The sequence below is a fragment of the Leuconostoc carnosum genome (assembly GCF_014207505.1).
Classification (GTDB): Bacteria; Bacillota; Bacilli; order Lactobacillales; family Lactobacillaceae; genus Leuconostoc; species Leuconostoc carnosum.
Genome location: NZ_JACHGL010000010.1, coordinates 1 through 17,031 on the forward strand (window position 1 = coordinate 1; position 17,031 = coordinate 17,031).

Annotated in this window: 20 protein-coding genes and 3 pseudogenes; 20 read left to right on the top strand and 3 right to left on the bottom strand. The window is 39.9% G+C overall.

The window, feature by feature from the left end; genetic code table 11:
• From HNQ98_RS08855 to HNQ98_RS08910, 12 genes and pseudogenes are all read left to right on the top strand, one after another.
• On the top strand, positions 1-1,076 hold a 1,076-nt coding region (locus HNQ98_RS08855; RefSeq protein WP_184285060.1), incomplete at its 5' end, for a plasmid recombination protein.
• Positions 1,077-1,572: 496 nt separating this feature from the next.
• Entirely contained in the window at positions 1,573-2,727 is a 1,155-nt protein-coding gene (locus HNQ98_RS08860; protein ID WP_147000547.1) for a RepB family plasmid replication initiator protein, read from the top strand.
• The gene (locus HNQ98_RS08865; protein ID WP_006845394.1) at positions 2,720-3,286 is read left to right on the top strand and encodes a helix-turn-helix domain-containing protein; all 567 of its coding nucleotides are present in this window, start codon (positions 2,720-2,722) and stop codon (positions 3,284-3,286) included. Before HNQ98_RS08860 ends, HNQ98_RS08865 begins: the two co-directional genes overlap by 8 nt.
• A 32-nt stretch (positions 3,287-3,318) precedes the next feature.
• Positions 3,319-3,672: pseudogene (locus HNQ98_RS08870) on the top strand (type I restriction endonuclease subunit R); the annotation flags it as partial.
• Positions 3,673-3,752: 80 nt separating this feature from the next.
• Positions 3,753-4,136 (top strand): restriction endonuclease, encoded by a 384-nt coding sequence (locus HNQ98_RS08875; protein WP_006845392.1) that lies wholly within the window; start codon positions 3,753-3,755, stop codon positions 4,134-4,136.
• Positions 4,137-4,687: 551 nt separating this feature from the next.
• On the top strand, positions 4,688-5,260 hold the full coding sequence (locus tag HNQ98_RS08880) for a Dps family protein (protein ID WP_019041559.1): 573 nt from the start codon (positions 4,688-4,690) through the stop codon (positions 5,258-5,260).
• A gap of 184 nt (positions 5,261-5,444) precedes the next feature.
• Positions 5,445-6,152 carry a Crp/Fnr family transcriptional regulator gene (locus HNQ98_RS08885; RefSeq protein WP_089997620.1) on the top strand — a complete coding sequence of 236 codons (708 nt, stop codon included), beginning with the start codon at positions 5,445-5,447 and terminating at the stop codon, positions 6,150-6,152.
• A gap of 8 nt (positions 6,153-6,160) precedes the next feature.
• Positions 6,161-6,469, top strand: a pseudogene (locus HNQ98_RS08890) (prolipoprotein diacylglyceryl transferase family protein); the annotation flags it as partial.
• Between the two features lie 146 nt (positions 6,470-6,615).
• Positions 6,616-6,849 (top strand): heavy-metal-associated domain-containing protein, encoded by a 234-nt coding sequence (locus HNQ98_RS08895; protein WP_006845389.1) that lies wholly within the window; start codon positions 6,616-6,618, stop codon positions 6,847-6,849.
• Positions 6,850-7,046: 197 nt separating this feature from the next.
• Positions 7,047-8,909 carry a heavy metal translocating P-type ATPase gene (locus HNQ98_RS08900; protein ID WP_006845388.1) on the top strand — a complete coding sequence of 621 codons (1,863 nt, stop codon included), beginning with the start codon at positions 7,047-7,049 and terminating at the stop codon, positions 8,907-8,909.
• 248 nt (positions 8,910-9,157) lie between these two features.
• Positions 9,158-9,301 carry a hypothetical protein gene (locus HNQ98_RS08905; RefSeq protein WP_006845387.1) on the top strand — a complete coding sequence of 48 codons (144 nt, stop codon included), beginning with the start codon at positions 9,158-9,160 and terminating at the stop codon, positions 9,299-9,301.
• A 67-nt stretch (positions 9,302-9,368) separates the two neighbouring features.
• Positions 9,369-9,788, top strand: a complete 420-nt coding sequence (locus tag HNQ98_RS08910; RefSeq protein ID WP_006845386.1) for an SGNH/GDSL hydrolase family protein — start codon at positions 9,369-9,371, stop codon at positions 9,786-9,788.
• Between the two features lie 61 nt (positions 9,789-9,849).
• Here the strand turns inward: HNQ98_RS08910 and HNQ98_RS08915 are convergent, their stop codons facing one another.
• Positions 9,850-10,062 (bottom strand): hypothetical protein, encoded by a 213-nt coding sequence (locus HNQ98_RS08915; protein ID WP_006845385.1) that lies wholly within the window; start codon positions 10,060-10,062, stop codon positions 9,850-9,852.
• A gap of 49 nt (positions 10,063-10,111) precedes the next feature.
• Positions 10,112-10,672: a hypothetical protein gene (locus tag HNQ98_RS08920; RefSeq protein WP_006845384.1), complete on the bottom strand. Its 561-nt coding sequence runs from the start codon at positions 10,670-10,672 to the stop codon at positions 10,112-10,114.
• An 87-nt stretch (positions 10,673-10,759) separates the two neighbouring features.
• Between HNQ98_RS08920 and HNQ98_RS08925 the strand changes: the two genes are divergently transcribed.
• The gene (locus tag HNQ98_RS08925) at positions 10,760-11,401 is read left to right on the top strand and encodes a Crp/Fnr family transcriptional regulator (protein WP_038241070.1); all 642 of its coding nucleotides are present in this window, start codon (positions 10,760-10,762) and stop codon (positions 11,399-11,401) included.
• A gap of 91 nt (positions 11,402-11,492) precedes the next feature.
• Positions 11,493-12,085: pseudogene (locus HNQ98_RS08930) on the top strand (IS5 family transposase).
• 141 nt (positions 12,086-12,226) lie between these two features.
• Here HNQ98_RS08930 and HNQ98_RS08935 read toward each other — a convergent pair.
• On the bottom strand, positions 12,227-12,694 hold the full coding sequence (locus HNQ98_RS08935; protein WP_003587210.1) for a Dps family protein: 468 nt from the start codon (positions 12,692-12,694) through the stop codon (positions 12,227-12,229).
• Between the two features lie 550 nt (positions 12,695-13,244).
• Here HNQ98_RS08935 and HNQ98_RS08940 point away from each other — a divergent pair.
• The 6 genes from HNQ98_RS08940 to HNQ98_RS08965 all read left to right on the top strand — a co-directional run.
• Positions 13,245-13,484 (top strand): hypothetical protein, encoded by a 240-nt coding sequence (locus tag HNQ98_RS08940; RefSeq protein ID WP_010276787.1) that lies wholly within the window; start codon positions 13,245-13,247, stop codon positions 13,482-13,484.
• Positions 13,481-14,131: an ABC transporter ATP-binding protein gene (locus tag HNQ98_RS08945; RefSeq protein ID WP_015007059.1), complete on the top strand. Its 651-nt coding sequence runs from the start codon at positions 13,481-13,483 to the stop codon at positions 14,129-14,131. Before HNQ98_RS08940 ends, HNQ98_RS08945 begins: the two co-directional genes overlap by 4 nt.
• Positions 14,128-14,883 (top strand): ABC transporter permease, encoded by a 756-nt coding sequence (locus HNQ98_RS08950; RefSeq protein ID WP_147000545.1) that lies wholly within the window; start codon positions 14,128-14,130, stop codon positions 14,881-14,883. The genes HNQ98_RS08945 and HNQ98_RS08950 overlap by 4 nt, the downstream gene beginning before the upstream one ends.
• Before the next feature lie 92 nt (positions 14,884-14,975).
• Positions 14,976-15,632 (top strand): hypothetical protein, encoded by a 657-nt coding sequence (locus HNQ98_RS08955; protein ID WP_243129537.1) that lies wholly within the window; start codon positions 14,976-14,978, stop codon positions 15,630-15,632.
• Positions 15,633-15,719: 87 nt separating this feature from the next.
• Complete coding sequence (locus tag HNQ98_RS08960; protein WP_004906024.1) at positions 15,720-16,307, top strand: site-specific integrase; 588 nt, start codon at positions 15,720-15,722, stop codon at positions 16,305-16,307.
• Positions 16,308-16,786: 479 nt separating this feature from the next.
• Positions 16,787-17,031: plasmid recombination protein (locus HNQ98_RS08965; RefSeq protein WP_184285061.1), on the top strand; the 245-nt coding region annotated here is incomplete at its 3' end.

Sequence of the window (17,031 nt, forward strand, 5' to 3'; positions counted from 1 at the left end):
ATGCGCGTTTAAATGACGTTTATTGCATGAAAAGAGACGATGTAAAGGCGTTAGCGACTTGGATTGTCACTTTACCTGAAGAACTCGCAGAAGCGTCCTACGAGCAACAGAGCGCCTTTTTTGAAGCAACCACAGCATTTCTAAATGACCGTTATGGTCAAGAAAATGCCGTGGCCGCTGTCGTGCATTATGACGAGACAACCCCTCACTTGCACTATGCCTTTGTCCCAGTGGTTTTTGATGATAAAAAGTCACGTGATAAAGTATCCGCTAAAGAAGTGCTAACGCGGCAGGATTTGCAAACCTTTCATGAGGATTTAGATCAAGATTTAAAAAAAGTGCTGCCATTTTATGAACAAGGGATTTTAAATCACAAAACCTTACCGTTTGAGAATGTCGCTGAAATCAAAAAATACAATGATCAGTTCAACGCTTTAAAAACGGAACTAGCTGACGTTGAAGAAAATATTAGGGCTAAACAGGCCGTACTTAAAATCACGGATCAAGCCTTAACGGAAGTTGACTTAGCCGAAAAACAAATTGATGATTTTAAACAAGCCTTATCTAAAAACCTTTTTGGTAAGACGGTGCTTAAACCAGATGACTTAGATCGCTTTAAAAACGTGTTAGCCACGATGAAGAAAGCCACCTTACAAAGCCAGCATGAGACAGAAGAACTCAAGCAAACGTTAGGCCAGGTCAAAGCGCAATTAGCAGCTGTCCAAGCAGATTATCAAAACCTGAAAGAAACGCATCAAGCGCTTCAGGTGGATCAACGAGAACAGCAACAGCTGGATTATGCCATGAGAGACATGCTTAAAAATGATTATGGTGTCGACAAGCTATCGCATACTGATGTGGAGGCCCGGTATGTTCTTTATAAGCTGGATCATGAAGAACTCACAAAAAATAAAAAAGTAGCCCAGTCCTGGTTAAAAACACTGACGACAGCTAGAGAAGATCCAGATACGAAAATAGCGCCAACTAGATTAGATTGGGGCATTGAACAAGTTAAAGCATTAATTAATCGAATCATTGAATTAACGCGTGATATTTTTAAAGGACCCAGTCTCTAACGTTAAACCGACTTATTTGCCCTTCTAAGCGTTTTTATCCATGTGACGTAGAAATAATCATTAAATAGATTAAAACGTCGCTATTGGCTTAATAAGTGGCAATCAGGTTACATAACCAGGAATCCATCATTTAAAATAATGCCAAACAAAAAGAACACTCTGGACAAACATTATGTACAACGGTGTTCTTTTTGTTTTGTTTTTATTAATTCAATAAAAAGGTGAAGCCTATTATAAGTTTATCTTTTATATTTTAATCTTTTGTTCTTTTGCGCGGTGATATAGTCAGTTTTATCAAGGGTTTAGAGAATAATAAGACTAGAAAATACTATGTATAAGACTAGAAAATACTATGTATAAGACTAGAAAATACTATGTATAAGACTAGAAAATATGTAAAAAACTAGTCTTATTTGCTACAATAAAAGCATGAAGAAATTATCTTTGGCCAGACATTCTTCATGCTTAATCCAAACACGCAAAGGAGCGCCTTTATATGGCTATTGTACCAGAATTAGAAACAAGGCAGGTAGAGACCTTGAATGAATTATCAAAAAGAAAAGTAGTGGAACATAATTCTTTAATTACCAGCATTGCGAAAATGGATAAAACCCCATTGAAAATGTTTGAGTTAGCCGTTTCTCTAATAGATACGGAAAATCCCCCAGAAAATCATACAGTTTATTTATCAAAGCGAGAGATGTTTGCTTTTTTTAACGTGGATGATAGCAATAAACATTCTCGCTTTAAAGAAGCCATTGAAAAAATGCAGAAACAAGCTTTTTTTCAGATTAAGAAAGAACACGATAAAGGTTTTAAGTTTGTTAGTATTGTGCCAATCCCTTATGTGGAATGGACAGATTATAATGACGAAGTAAAAATTGAATTTCATCGTGAAATCATGCCTTACTTAATCAATCTCAAAACCAATTTTACCCAACATGCCTTGTCAGATATTGCAGAATTGAATAGTAAGTATGCAATTATTTTGTATCGCTGGTTATCAATGAATTACAACCAATATAATCACTACAGCGTTAAAGGTGGGCGAAGAGAGAAACAAGTTGAAAGTTACCGTAATCCCGAGATAAGTATGCATGATTTACGACAGATGACTGATACAGTTGATGAATATAAACGATTTTATAATTTTGAAAAATGGGTACTAAAGGAACCGCTTTCCGAAATCACAAATCATACAACCCTTAACGTAACATACGAAAAAATTAAAAAAGGACGTAGCATCGATAGCATTGTCTTTCATATTACAAAAAAACAAGTTGCAGATGATAGTAGTTATAAATTAGCTGACCCCGCCTATATTGACGATAAGATCAGTCAAGAAGAAAGTGAAGAAAAATTGGTTTATCAAGCCATGAAAAGCCCCTATACAAAGTTACTTATGGAGCAGTTTTTATTGTCATATATTGATTTAACGGATACGACTATTTTGTCCGGGTTACAGAAAAATGTTTATCCACTCTATGACGAATTAAAAGAGTTACGTGGTTTAAAGGGCGTGAAAGAACACTTAGCCTATATTAGAGACAAACAAGATGACTATTCGAAAAAGAATATTGCTAAGTATCTTAAAAAATCGATTGAACAGTATCTACCAATCGTTAAAAGGCAGGATATAGATCATGAGTGACAATTTAAAAACAATTCGAGAACTTGCTGAGGAGTTAGGTGTTTCAAAACAGGCAATACAATATCATATAAAGTCGCTGACAAACAAAACAAGGCAAACAAACGACAAAGGTATAGTTATTTTATCTTTAGAAGAACAGCATTTTATAAGGTCGAAGGTCGACAAACAGACAAACAAAACCAAGACAAATAAACAGACAAATGACAAACAAACAGACAAAGAGACAAAGTGGGATATCCACAACTATTTAATTAGTGAACTTGATGAAGTTAAGAAAAATAGAGATAAACAATTAGCAGTTAAGGATAAGCAACTAGAAAATAAAGATTCGCAAATAGCTCAAATGCAAAACTTACTAGACCAACAACAACGGTTAGCTTTGCAAGACAAAAAGCTGCTCGAAGAATACAAGGCAGAAATTAAGGACTTGAAAGCCTTAACGATGGCACCGCATGATGATGGTGAAAAAGAAGTGACGTCAGACAAACAACCGGAACCTGAAAATAGCACCCCGGAGTCACAACCTAAACCGAAAAAGTGGTGGCGTTTTGGTAAATAGTTACAACTAAAAAAGAAAAGAAGACTAGTTAAATGGCGGAAGATAAATTTGAACAAGCTGTAATTGACAAGCTAAAGAGTGAAGGTTGGGAATATCTAACAGATTATTCTGGTGTAACAGTTGATCGGCTATATGACCACTGGCGCGACATTCTGAATGCCAACAATCGTAAACGACTAGAAGATACGCCGTTATCTGATAATGAGTTTGAACAAGTGAAGTTGGAACTAACGAAGAATAAAACGCCGTATGATGCGCAACTCATGTTGGCGGGTACGGGTGGTGTTGGGACGCAGCTAGAACTTGAAATATTCTATGGTGATGAAGTGGCTGGTGGACATTCACGTTATGAAGTCGTTAACCAAATTACGTTTACGGATTTAGCAACGTAAGTTAGATTTGTTGAAAGAACAGAAAAAAGGCTTTTTACAAAAGATGTTTGTTTAGGGTCTATAATTAATAAGTGATGGGGTATTGTGGAACTGATGGTCAGGCAATAACTACGCAAGCAACTAGAGACGGTGGAGTTGATGGATTTATCCAACAAGATGCATTAGGGCTACAAAATATATACATCCAGGTTAAAAGATACGCTAAATCAAATTCTGTAGGTTCTAGAACCATCCAAAGTTTTAGTGGAGCACTTCAGGAAAGAAGTGCAGGAAATAGTAATAGTGGTGTCTTTATAACTACTTCATCCTACACTCAAGATGCTTTAATATCCGCTAAACGTCTACATATAAAAGCTATTGACGGTGAACAATTGGCTAAACTAATAATTAAATATAAGGTTGGTATAAAAACCATCAATCAATTTCCAATTTATGAGATTAATAAAGACGACTTTTAATTCCCACCATTTCCATCAGGGTAATTTATAAGGAGAAAAGCTATGGATGACTTAAAAACCATAATAAGTAAAACTCTCAATCAATATCAAAATACTAAAAATAAATAAAAAAATTCTTTTCAATTTTTATTTATGGTATGACATAAATAAAGTAAAGTTATTCGTCTAGGTTAATCTTATTAATACTCTTTCTCACTAGTGTTGCATGCAACACTAGTGAGAAAGAGCATTAAATATACTGCAAGGCAAGACATTTGGTAATTGAAGAATAACAAGCAAAAAAATAGCAGTCAGGTCTCTTGACAAAGTATAGTTGCTATTCTTTTTTTAGGCCCTACTTTAATGAAATTTTTGTTTGGAGGGAACGACCTCATTCCTTTGATTATTTCAGTTGAATTTAATAGAGAAGCCTGGCGTCTATTAAGAAATACTTTTCTTGATGAGCGTCAATTTTTTTAACGGAAATCTATCCTATACTAAATTCAGTAAAGGAAAAGGAGAAATCAAAGGAAACTATTTTAAACAAACCAAAATTATAGGAGGAATAGATCATGACTGAAAATAAAGCTTCTCAAGAAAGAACACCCCAAGAAAGATTGCAAGAAGAACAAGAACACAAGGAACATGTCCATCATACAAAAATTAATGCAGCGGCCATTTCGGATCATCTTTTAGGGAACATGCATACTTTACATGTGAAATTGCACCAATATCACTGGTATGTAAATGGTGCTAATTTCTTCACTCTGCATGAAAAATTTGAAGAATTGTATAATCAAAACGAAGAATGGTTCGACAAACTAGCAGAACGCTTGATTACTTCCGGTCATAAACCGGCTTCAACCACCGCTGAATTTGAAAAATATTCCATGCTTTCAGAAGATGCCATCAATAAATACGCTAAAGCAGAAGACATGGTTGAAAATATTATCGAAGATTTCAGAAGTACCCGTGAATTAACGATTCGTGCTATTCGTTTAGTACAGGATGAGGGTGACGATGCTTTAGAAGATACACTGATTGCTTTTAAAAATGACTTAGATAAAAACATTTGGATGCTGCAAGCATTCATTGGCAAAGAGGCATTGGAAGACGACGATGCGTTTGATGAGGATGAAGATTAGGTTTTTCGTAAACATACATTTAAAAATTAAAGATTTTGGGGTTGGGACTCTTTCCAGCTCCTATTTTTTTGCCGTTAAAAAGACTTTTCTTGATGAGAGTCAATTTTTTTGAGGTAGGGGGCCTTTATACTAAATATAGGAAAGTTAAAAAAAGGACAATAAACTGATAAAGGGGGAGAACGAATTGACTCAATACACCCAACCACATGCAGCAGGAGACCACTCAGCTTGTATCCGCTTAGTCCCGATATTCAATCATTTGGAGGAAAGCTCGATGGATCGCATCGCTGGAAAAGCTCACACGAAGCACTATCAAAAAGGGGCGTTTCTGTTTCGCTCGCAAGAAAAAGATGATGCCTTATATATTGTGAATCGCGGAAAAGTCCGCATCTATCGCTTGTCTGATTCTGGTAAAGAGCAACTAGTGCGTATTTTGAATCCGGGTGACTTTACGGGAGAATGGACGTTGTTCAATCCTGATGCTGTGCATGAGGAATACGCAGAAGCTACTCGAGATACGTCTGTCTGCATGATTCAACAACATGATGTACAAGAGTTTCTAAAAGAGTATCCTGCAATTTCGTTAAAGCTGCTAGGAGAGATGTCGCAGCGGTTAGAGAAATCCGCACGTCAAACCGCACAAGTAGCCGTGGAGAGTGTCATTACCCGTTTAGTTTTGTTTTTGGCAGAAAATGTGGAACCTGAAATGGGCAACTCTCCCACCATCACCCTGCCGATGGCAAAAAAGGACATTGCTTCCTATTTAGGAACGACACCTGAGACCATCAGTCGCAAATTTGGAGAATTGGAGAACGAGGGATTGATTCAACAGCTGTCTGGGAAAAGAATCAAGATTCAGGATTTAGATGATTTATTGCTTTACAGCGAATAATCGGACACACTTTTTTATACACGTTGGTGTTCTGTCGCTCTTCATTAACAATGGGACAGAACTCAGTGCTTTTGCGTCAAGAAGAAGTCGCTTTGAGTTACGTTTTGTGGTACTCAGTGGGTCGGTTCTTCATTGAAGGTATGCGAACGAACAGTTTATGGATTGGCGAGTGGATCCGCGTTTCGCAAGCCTTGTCTCTGGCCCTGTTTATTGGCGCGATTGTAGTATGGTTTATACGCAGACAAGATTATCCACCAATTTCTTATTATTCTGATGGCAATAAGGGGCAGAAAAAGACTATTAAGATGGTGAATTGAGCAAAAAGATAAAAAGAAGTGCCGAACTTGATATGCGTCAATTTTCGTTTGCTAAAAGTGAGCTATATTACAGTTGTAAAGAGGAAAAGGCAGTGTTCATTAATCTGCTGCCGATAAAATAAAAACACATAAAGGAGATAGGAATTATGGAAAAAGCTATATTGCAATTAGAAACGTTGTCTTGTCCAAGTTGTATGCAAAAAATTGAAGGTGCCGTGAAATCAGTTAACGGTGTTGATAAAGACAGCATTAAAGTATTATTCAACTCCAGCAAAGTCAAAGTCGATTTTGATTCAGCTGTCACTTCGATTGAAGAGATTCAAAAAGCTATCGAAAACGTAGGCTATCCGGTCCTTAAAGCAAAAGTCAAGGCCGCTTAACAGATTAAATGAACTAGGCAATTCTGGAAGGAAAGCTATTTTTCCAGGATTGCTTTTTTTGTTGCAATCCGATTCGAGGTGCTTAGAAACGATAAAAGAGAACTTTCTAAACTTGATATCCGTCAATTAATTACTTAGGCAATTATCTTATACTTTGTTTATCAATAAAAGAGAAATTAAATTTGGAGGGAAAAAGCATGCAACAATATATATTAAGCAAAAAAAATGTTATCACCGTCATCAGTGGATTGTTAATCGCACTCGGTTTCTTCAGTCACTTTGTTTTAGAAAACGTAGGACTTTCAGAGTGGTCTTTGATCATCGCCTCTGTCTTTGGGATTATGCCAATTGCCATTCAAGCGTTTCAAGCAATGAAAGTCAAAGTCATCAGTATTGATGTCTTAGTTAGTATTGCAGCGATTGGTGCGCTTTTTATTCAAAATTATGAAGAATCGGCTATTGTCACGTTCTTATTCTTATTCGGACACTACTTGGAACATCGAACATTGAACCAAACGCGATCTGCTATCAAAGAATTGACTGAAATGGCACCCGAAAGCGCCTTGAAACAAATGGATAATGGCGAATTTGAAGAAGTAGAAGTGGATGATGTAGATGAAGGGGATATCTTGCTCGTTAAAACGGGTGCGAAAGTTCCAGTAGATGGTACAGTTCTTACGGGTGAAGGGCATATCAATGAAGCTAGCATTACAGGTGAAGCTGTTCCGGTCAACAAGCTAGCTGATGCAGAAGTTTTTGCAGGAACCATTTTAGAAAACGGAACGATTCAAATCAGAGCTGACCGAGTTGGTGAGGACACCACATTTGGAAAAATTGTTGAACTCGTGGAAGAAGCACAAGATTCTAAATCCGAAGCGGAACGGTTCATTGATCGCTTTTCTAAATACTACACACCAGCTGTCTTGGTCCTGGCAATTGTTGTATGGGCGTTCAGTCAAAATATTGAGTTAGCAATCACCATCTTGGTTCTAGGTTGCCCAGGCGCATTAGTTATCGGAGTGCCTGTCTCAAACGTTGCCGGTATTGGGAATGGTGCTCGTAACGGTGTTCTTTTAAAAGGGAGTGAAGTCATTCAAGACTTCAGCAATGTGGATACAATTGTATTTGATAAGACAGGTACTTTAACTGTCGGAAACCCAACCGTTGCAGCGACTGAACTGTATGAAAAAGATTCTGCTGAAACGCTTGGCTATCTGGCCAGTGTGGAACGGGAATCAGATCATCCATTAGCAAAAGCGGTCTTAAATCAAATTGGAGAAACAAACTTTTATCCTGTTGAAGAAACTGAAGTCGTGAAAGGCGGCGGAATCGTTTCAAGTGTAGCTGGACATAGAGTGGCTGTCGGGAATGTGGCCTTGATGGAAAAAGAAAATGTCACTCTCAGCAAAAAAGTGCAAAAAGATGTCAAACGGTTTGAACAACAAGGGAACTCTCTCGTTTTGACAGCGGTCGACGGTGAATTAAAAGTACTGATGGGCATTCGCGACCAAGTCCGTCCGGGTGTGAAAGCTAATTTGCAGGAATTAAAAGACCTGGGCGTAAAAAATCTAGTCGTTCTTTCAGGAGATAACCAAGGAACCGTTGATGTGGTCGCAGGCGAACTTGGTTTGACCGAAGCTCACGGCCACATGTTGCCGGAAGACAAATCGGCTTATATCGGAAAACTCCAACAACGTGGTCAAATTGTAGCCTTTGTTGGAGATGGCGTTAACGATAGTCCGTCCTTAGCTTTAGCAGACATTGGCATCGCAATGGGAAGCGGAACGGACGTAGCGATCGAAACATCCGATGTCGTTTTAATGAACTCGAACTTCAGCAACTTGCCTCACGCATTAGGAATAGTAAAAGCTACCGCTAATAATATGAAACAAAATATCGCGATTGCAATTGGAGTAGTGTTGGTCTTGTTGACCAGCGTCTTCTTCAGCGAATGGATGAATATGTCTATCGGAATGTTGGTTCATGAAGGTAGTATCCTGGTGGTAATTTTCAATGCCATGAGATTAATGAAGTATAAGTTGAAAGGTCGAAAAGAATAAAAAGAAGTATCAGCACCTGCAGAGACAGTAAAAATATCTCAAGAATAAACTAGAAGAGGCTGGGACAATAGTCCATCCTTGAAATGACAAAAGCGGAAACTCCCAGATTTAAAATTCTGGGAGTTTCCACTTTTTTGAGTTCTTGAAAAAAAATAAGAGTATAGAGTATGCTCTTTATAAAATTAATTTTCGTGTGAATGATTAAAAAATCTAATAATAAAATTTAAATTCCTATTAAGTTTTAACACATGAAATTACATAATTCATCATATTGGCTATATCGTGTTTACGATATTAATAAGGAAGCAAAATTAGAGAAGTATCATGGCAATCTAGAACAATATTTTAGTTTTGAACCAACTGATTATCTTGCTTTGAAGAAAGATAATTAGAACGTACAGGGCCCATTTTTATAGTTACGCCCCTAGCCATCAAACATTGAATCCCAAGTCACCGTTGATGGGTCGGCGGATTGCATTTCTGGGATCGTCAATTACGGCCGGTGCGGGTGCACCGGAAGATTCGTTCGTCGATTATCTCGTCGCGACGGATGGCGTGATTGCCATCAAGGAAGCGGTGAGTGGCACCACTTTAGCAGGTAACGCACCAGATAGCTATGTGCATCGGCTCTATCATCGGATTCCAGTGACCCAACCATTAGACGCTTTTGTCTGCCAACTTTCAACCAATGATGGGCGGCATGACAAGGCTATGGGGCAAGTTACGGGTGCACAACAGCGCCACGGCTTTGACGAAACGACGACGCTCGGAGCGATTGAAACAATCCTGGCCTATGTTCAACAGCATTGGGCGGTGCCAATCGTGTTCTTCACTTGTGTGCGAAAACACGATGCGAATTATGGTAAATTAGTGCAGTAATTGAAAGTCTTACAAAAAAAGTGGCACTTCACGATTATTGACCTCTGGCAGGATCCAGTGGTCAAAGCTGAAAATCGCGCCCAACCACTAGCAATGGTCGACGACGCTCATCCAACCCGATTAGGTTATCGGAATATCTGGACGCCAATTTTTCGGCAACAATTAACGGACGTGCTTCGCCAGTCGGAACCATAATCGTCAATCGATTTCGCGTTTTCAAGGCTTCCGTCGATAGTCTAAAGAAATAAACATAACGACCGGATGAACCTGTCATGTGATAGGCTCATCCGGTCGTTATGTTTTAGCTTACTTCAAATTTTAGGTTAGTCTGCGACTTCAATCTTCCCAACCGCAATCGGTAAGGTGACGTGTGCATCGTAGGCGCCAACTTCACCAGCAACGGTGGCTGGTAAAACCAAGTCTTGTGGTACGCCGTGAATGTAGATGACCCGTTTGTCGAGTTCCAAGTCATCGGTACCAAAGACTTCTTTGAACTTCGCTTGCAAATCAGCTAATGGCACATCGATTTCGTAGGCAAAGTGGCCTTGGGCGTCAGCGACTGGGTAGTTATCATTCGGCACGTCCATGTGATGTGGGGCGTTGTCAAATGGCACCATCGTTGTCCCTGAGACTGGTTCAGTTTCTGGCAAGTCGACAAATCCGTCATGATTGGCATCCTGCGCCATCGTGGCAATTTGGGCCGCCTTACCATCTGGAAAACCGTGGAAATGTTCCCAGTGTTGCGTATTTGCAGGTGTATCAAACATTTCAATCGCCACGTGTAATTGGTCACCGTCTTCAACAAAGGTGGCAGTTCCATGGGGTGCCGTTCCAATGTCTTCTGCGTTTAGTGGTACGATGTTAGCAACGTATTTTTTAGTCATGAATGATTCCTCCAATTCTTCATCATAAGTCCATTATATGCTATTCTAAACTTATTAAAATTGATATATGTCAAGAAAGGAAAATTTATGCACCCAAAAATGGATTGTATCAGTCGCTCGCCACTTTTCGCGCCGCTGTCACCGACAATTAAAACTAAATTGATTACAGTGACGCACCATCGCAAGTTTTTTCAAAAGGGTCAACTGATCCGACAACCGCTGGACCACCAAGAAGGGATGCTGATTTTGGACGAGGGGACGGCCAAAGTCTATGCGTTAGCTGATAATGGCAAGGAGAAAATTATTGACTTACTACATACTGGTGATGTGGTCGGTCAGCGCTGGTTATTTGCACCGCATGAAAATCAGGGCTACATCCAAGCGACTAGTGATGCGTGGGTTTGTTCCATTCAATACGCTGATTTTCAGCAGTTACTCGGAGAATCAGCGAATTTATCGTTAGCGATGATCAACAATTTTGGCAACCAATTGATTGAAGTCGAGAAAAATCAGATGCGCCGTGATCTATTGGATGCAAAGGACCGTCTGATGGCTTATTTGCGGGATGTCGCGGTGGAATCCGGACAAGTCGTCTTTGAATTACCACTTAAAAAGAAGGAACTCGCCAATATTTTGGGAATTACGCCGGAGACGCTCAGCCGTCAATTTAAGCAGTTAGCTTTGGAAGGTAAAATTATTGTGAATAACCGGCAGATTACGATGTGCTAGAAAAATGCGGTTAACTACGCATTTTTCTAGGGACTGTCTGAAAACTAAAAATTCAGGTATAATCTGAGGAAAAACGAATCGAGGCATTCCGATGACAACACCTAAACGATACGAACTGGAAGATGCTCAGTGGGACCGAATCAAAGGATACTTCCCGCCATACCGGACTGTCCGTCCATCAAGCCTAGACAACCGTACCGCCCTCAACGCTATCCTCTGGCTCATGCGCAGCGCAAAAAAAACGCCGAATGCATGGTCGAAAATCAAGCTATTGGACTAAGTCGAGGTGGCCGAACGACCAAGATTCACGCACTCGTTGACGGATTAGGGAATCCCTTGGGGTTTCGCCTAACAGGTGGTCAAGTACATGATAGCCAAGTTGCCAGTGAGTTGCTGGAAGGCTTCGATATTTCTCAATCAAATATTATCGCGGATAAAGCCTATGGCACCGCGAAACTTCGCCAGTATATTGAAGATAAAGCAGGCGTCTATACCATTCCGCCAAAGGAAAATACCAAAGACAAGTGGACCTGTGATTACCACGTTTATTGTGAGCGCCATTTGATTGAGAACTTCTTCAATCAGTTGAAGAACTTTCGTAGGATTGCAGCGCGTTATGATAAGCTCGCTCGTGTTTATCTGGCTACGGTCTACATTGCCTCAATTTGCATCTTACTTAAGTAGTTTTCAGACGGACCCTAGTATAACCTATTCCGAACGAATTAAAATCGAAACCTTTTGTGAACTAGGGCTGTCCAATATCCAAATGGGCGTTCGGATTAATTTTACAATCTACCATAAGCCTACCGATTTTTTAATATTATTTTATTCATCAATTTCTGGCGCCGACCCAAGCTCTGCCTGAATCATCCAGATTTTCTTCTCAATTGCGGTTTTGAGACCAATGAAAATATCTTGGGTACTGAAGTCTTTTTCAACATCGGATACTTCAATGCCGTGTTGGTAAAGGTCTTCCAAGTAACGATAGCCATCAACTAAGTGTGCGAGGCGTTCTGGGGTTGTTTTGTCCCATTCACCAGGCCAGTCTTGAATCTTAGTGTTTTCGGCCATTTCTTTTAAGGTCGAGTAAGGACTGCCATCAAGCGCAATCAGCCGTTCAGAAATGACATCGAGTTGGCTGTCAATTTCTTCCATGAACTCATCCATCAAGGGGTGCAACTTCAAAAAGTTGGGTCCACGCATGTACCAATGCGTCTGATGGATAATCATTGACATCTGGCTCAAATCGGCAACGAGTTGATTTAATACTGCTTTGGTTTTCGTATATTTCATTAGATTGATCTCCTTTCGATATGGTTATTGTAGCATAGTGGTAGCTTAATCTGAAACGTTATACACTGGCAAATTAAGTTATTTATAGCCCGTAGAATTAAGTCGTTTTGAAAAGATGGAGACGTTACAATCTACCAATTAAATAAATCTACAATTGAATTCTATTTACCTTATGAAGATGTTCAAAACGCGTTAAAGGAAAGTGCGCAAAACCCCTTTATACGTACAAAGGATGAATGGGTAGTGGGTAACAATGAGTGTAAATTAAATAAGGCACAAAAAAGTATGCTTAAGGATAAAGAAATATATAATCATTTCAATTTAGAAAATATTCCCAGTTCCATCAAAACGGAGCTAAACAAGATAGTGCATGACATCGATGACTAATACTTAAACACCAAACAGAAAGGGGCTATGAATATATAGGGTCTATAATTATATAATGACCCCTCAAAAAGACTATTAAAACAGCCCCCATTATCTAATAGTTAGATAACGGGGGTTGTTTTTTTATAAAATGATATAATACTCCCTAGATAGGAGAAAACGTATGTCTAGACAAAAACGATCGATCAAGGAAAATAATGATAAATTAAAAGTTCAATTAGAACTCCTCCGTAGTTATACGGAACACTTTGACTCAGGTATGATTCATATGGCTTTGCCAATGGCTACACAGGTTCGTGTATTAATACATCAAACAGATAAGTCCAATTTATTGACTTCTGAGCACTTTTTCATCCGGCTGTTGTCGGCGCCGATCATTGTGCGATCGGGGGTGGGCATATGAATTCATTGATTAGTTTAGAAAAAGTTAATTATCAAATCGCTGATCAACATATTTTACATGATGTTGATTGGCAGATTCCAGCTGGGGCTCATATTACATTGACGGGACCATCCGGTGGTGGGAAAAGTACGTTATTACGGATCATTGCGGCCATGATTTCTAAAACAAGTGGGACCTTGATTTTTGATGGGCAGCCGATTGAAAGTTATGACACAATCATGTATCGGCGGCAAGTCTCATATTGTTTCCAACAACCGACGTTATTTGGTGAGACGGTGGCAGATAACTTAGCTTTCCCGTACCAAATTCGTAAGCAAGTCATGGATACGCAACGAGTGGTAACGGCGTTAAATAATGTTGGGCTGTCCGAACGAACCCTGCATCAGCCGATTATCGAGCTTTCCGGTGGTGAACGGCAGCGGGTCGCGCTGATTCGCAACATCTTATTCTTACCAAAAGTGTTGTTATTAGATGAGGTGACAGCTGGTTTGGATGAAAATAATAAGCAAATCGTGCACGCCTGGTTACGACAGTTAAATGAGCAGGATCACGTGACAACGATCATGATTACTCATGACGCGACAGAGATTGCTGCGGCAGATCAATTAGCGAAAGTGGTTGCTGGCAGATTGGAGGTACACGCATGAATTTAGCAGTTAATAATACGTCGCTATTTTTGGCGGCAATGCTAGTGCTCGTCGCGTTAGGAATTAGTTTGTGGCAGAAACTTGGCTTAGATAGGGACATCGTCGTTGGTGTCGTGCGGGCTGTTGTACAACTATTTATCGTGGGTTACTTGCTAAAGTATATTTTCCGAGTCAACAATTTGTGGCTAACGCTGGCGATGATAGGCTTCATTATCTTCAATGCGGCTTGGAATGCGAAAAAACGGGGGCCGGGGATTGACCATGCATTAGCCATTTCGTTATTAGCCATTTTTGTTAGTACGGGGGTAACACTCGGCGTCCTCGTGCTATCTGGTGCGATTAAGTTTGTGCCATCGCAAATGATCCCCATTTCTGGTATGATTGCGTCGAATTCAATGGTCGCAATTGGGCTGGCTTATCGCAGCCTCAATAGTCAGTTTCATGACCAGCGGCAAGGTGTGCTTGAACGGTTGGCGTTAGGGGCTGGTCTACTTGATGCTTCGATTGCCATCGTGCGTGAGGCGATTCGCACGGGGATGTCACCAATCATTGATTCGGCAAAGACTGTGGGTCTAGTCAGTCTGCCAGGGATGATGTCCGGTTTAATCTTTGCAGGGGTCGATCCAGTACGGGCCATTAGGTATCAAATTATGGTCACGTTCATGCTCTTATCAGCGAATAGTTTGGGGTCAATCATTGCGTGCTATTTAGCTTACCGTAATTTCTATAATGAACAAAAACAGTTGAAGTAATGACTCCTGATTGCAGTCCCGCGGGGAGTCCTTTATGATGGAAGCTGAAATAAAACTTAATGCGGGGGTATTGATGTGAATGACGCAGCGGTTTGGGTTCCAGTTCCAGCAATGTTTTACTGGGGCTGGTTAGTACCACTCATATTGGTTGGCGTTATTATCGCGATAAGGTTCGCCTAGGTAACGGTATTTGGTTTTCGCTATTTTTCTATTCGTTTTTAACCATGCTGGCGATTACAATTTTAGGTAGCAATATCCACTGGTTGATCATTATCAGTGGGACGTTGTTTGTGTTGCTGATCCTGTTGATTGGGCTGATTTTTACCTTACAAGCTTTCTTGCTCTTATGGAATGCGTGGATCATGTGGCGTCATGAGAGTCATACATTGGCGAATATGCTGACCTTGTACTTGGGACTGGCCATTCTGATTTTGCCATTTTTAGGCAATCTGTTGAGTAGTCATGTGCCGCAGCCCGTGAGTTATTTTTTGACGGTATTTCCGAATCTGGTCATTTTTTACCTTGGTTTTTGGTTTTATAACTATCTGACGATGCTGACGATTTATCAATTCAATTGGCCCCGTCTGCGACAAGATTATATTATTGTGCTTGGGGATGGCTGGGCGGAGACGCAATCGAAGACGACCTTGCAAAATATGCAGTTTAGTAAGCAATTGATTGCACAGGGACCTGTTAAAAATCCACGCACGATTTTTGTTATAAATAATTACGGTAGATTGCAAATTTAATCCGAATTTTTTGACAAATTGGTCATTCATTGACAAAAGTGAACTAATTATAGGCAAGGACTGTTCTATTATTGAGGTTAAATAGATATGCAACAAATCGTACTCCCAATCAAAGACTCCAACGTCTTAAAAATGGTGCAAGACACCTTACTAGATAGTTTTCGGGCAGGTCGCCGTAACTACACCATCTTTCAAGTTGGCAAAGCCACCCTGCTGCGGGTGAGTGATGTGATGACGTTAAAGAAATCCGATATCTATAATCCAGATGGCTCTGTTAAACACACGGCCTTTATTCATGATAAAAAGACCGGTAAAGCAAATACACTATATTTAAGGCCCGTGCAACAAGACTTGTTGCAATATCATGATTGGCTAGTCCAACAGAATATCAATTCGGACTGGTTATTTCCTTCAACGGCCCATCCAGACCGGCATATCACTGAGAAGCAGTTTTATAAGGTCATGTCACGTGTTGGTGATCTATTAGGTATCAACTATCTAGGCACACATACCATGCGTAAAACAGGCGCTTACCGCGTCTATACACAGTCAAACTACAATATTGGTTTAGTCATGCACTTACTGAATCATTCAAGTGAGGCTATGACGCTTACTTATCTTGGCCTGGATCAAGCTAGTCGTGAGACCATGTTAGATCAAATTGATTTTGGTTAAATATTTTAATTACAACTACAACTACAGGTGTAACTATAGCTGTAGTTGTAATTAAAATTTCCTTATCTTGAATATTGATCATAATTTTTGATTGAGATGATTACGATGAGGAATATATACGCACTCAGAATAAGTTGAGATAGATACCGATACTATCCCAATTTATTTTTTTGTGGTTAAGCTGACAGCAGCTTGCCCCACGCGGGTAGCGTTCTGCATGACATGCTCTCACTGAAGGTGATCCTGCAATGATAAATTGCCCCGTCACGGCGTGACCCGCCAGAGGTTTTACAAGCCGGATAATAGGCGCTGTAAAATAGCAGTTTCCCCAGAAGGAAGGGGAAACACTACTGTCATCGCTTGTCGATGACGTGCCTCGCAGAGCCTGTCCAAAATATCATTTTGGTATAACAGGCTATACCAGATTTTTAACGGTGTTATACTGGTCTTGGAAAATCTTTTTCGAGGAGGCATTTTTGATGGCACATTTAAAGAAAAATACGCGTGGCGCAGTCCCTGGTTTAGCGGTCCATTTTGAACGTAAAACTGTCCATCACACTAACAAAGAAATTGATGTGTCGAAAACCTATCTGAATCAGGAGCTCATGGCTGATGGTTCTGATATGCTTTCACGCTTCAATGCGCGTTTAAATGACGTTTATTGCATGAAAAGAGACGATGTAAAGGCGTTAGCGACTTGGATTGTCACTTTACCTGAAGAACT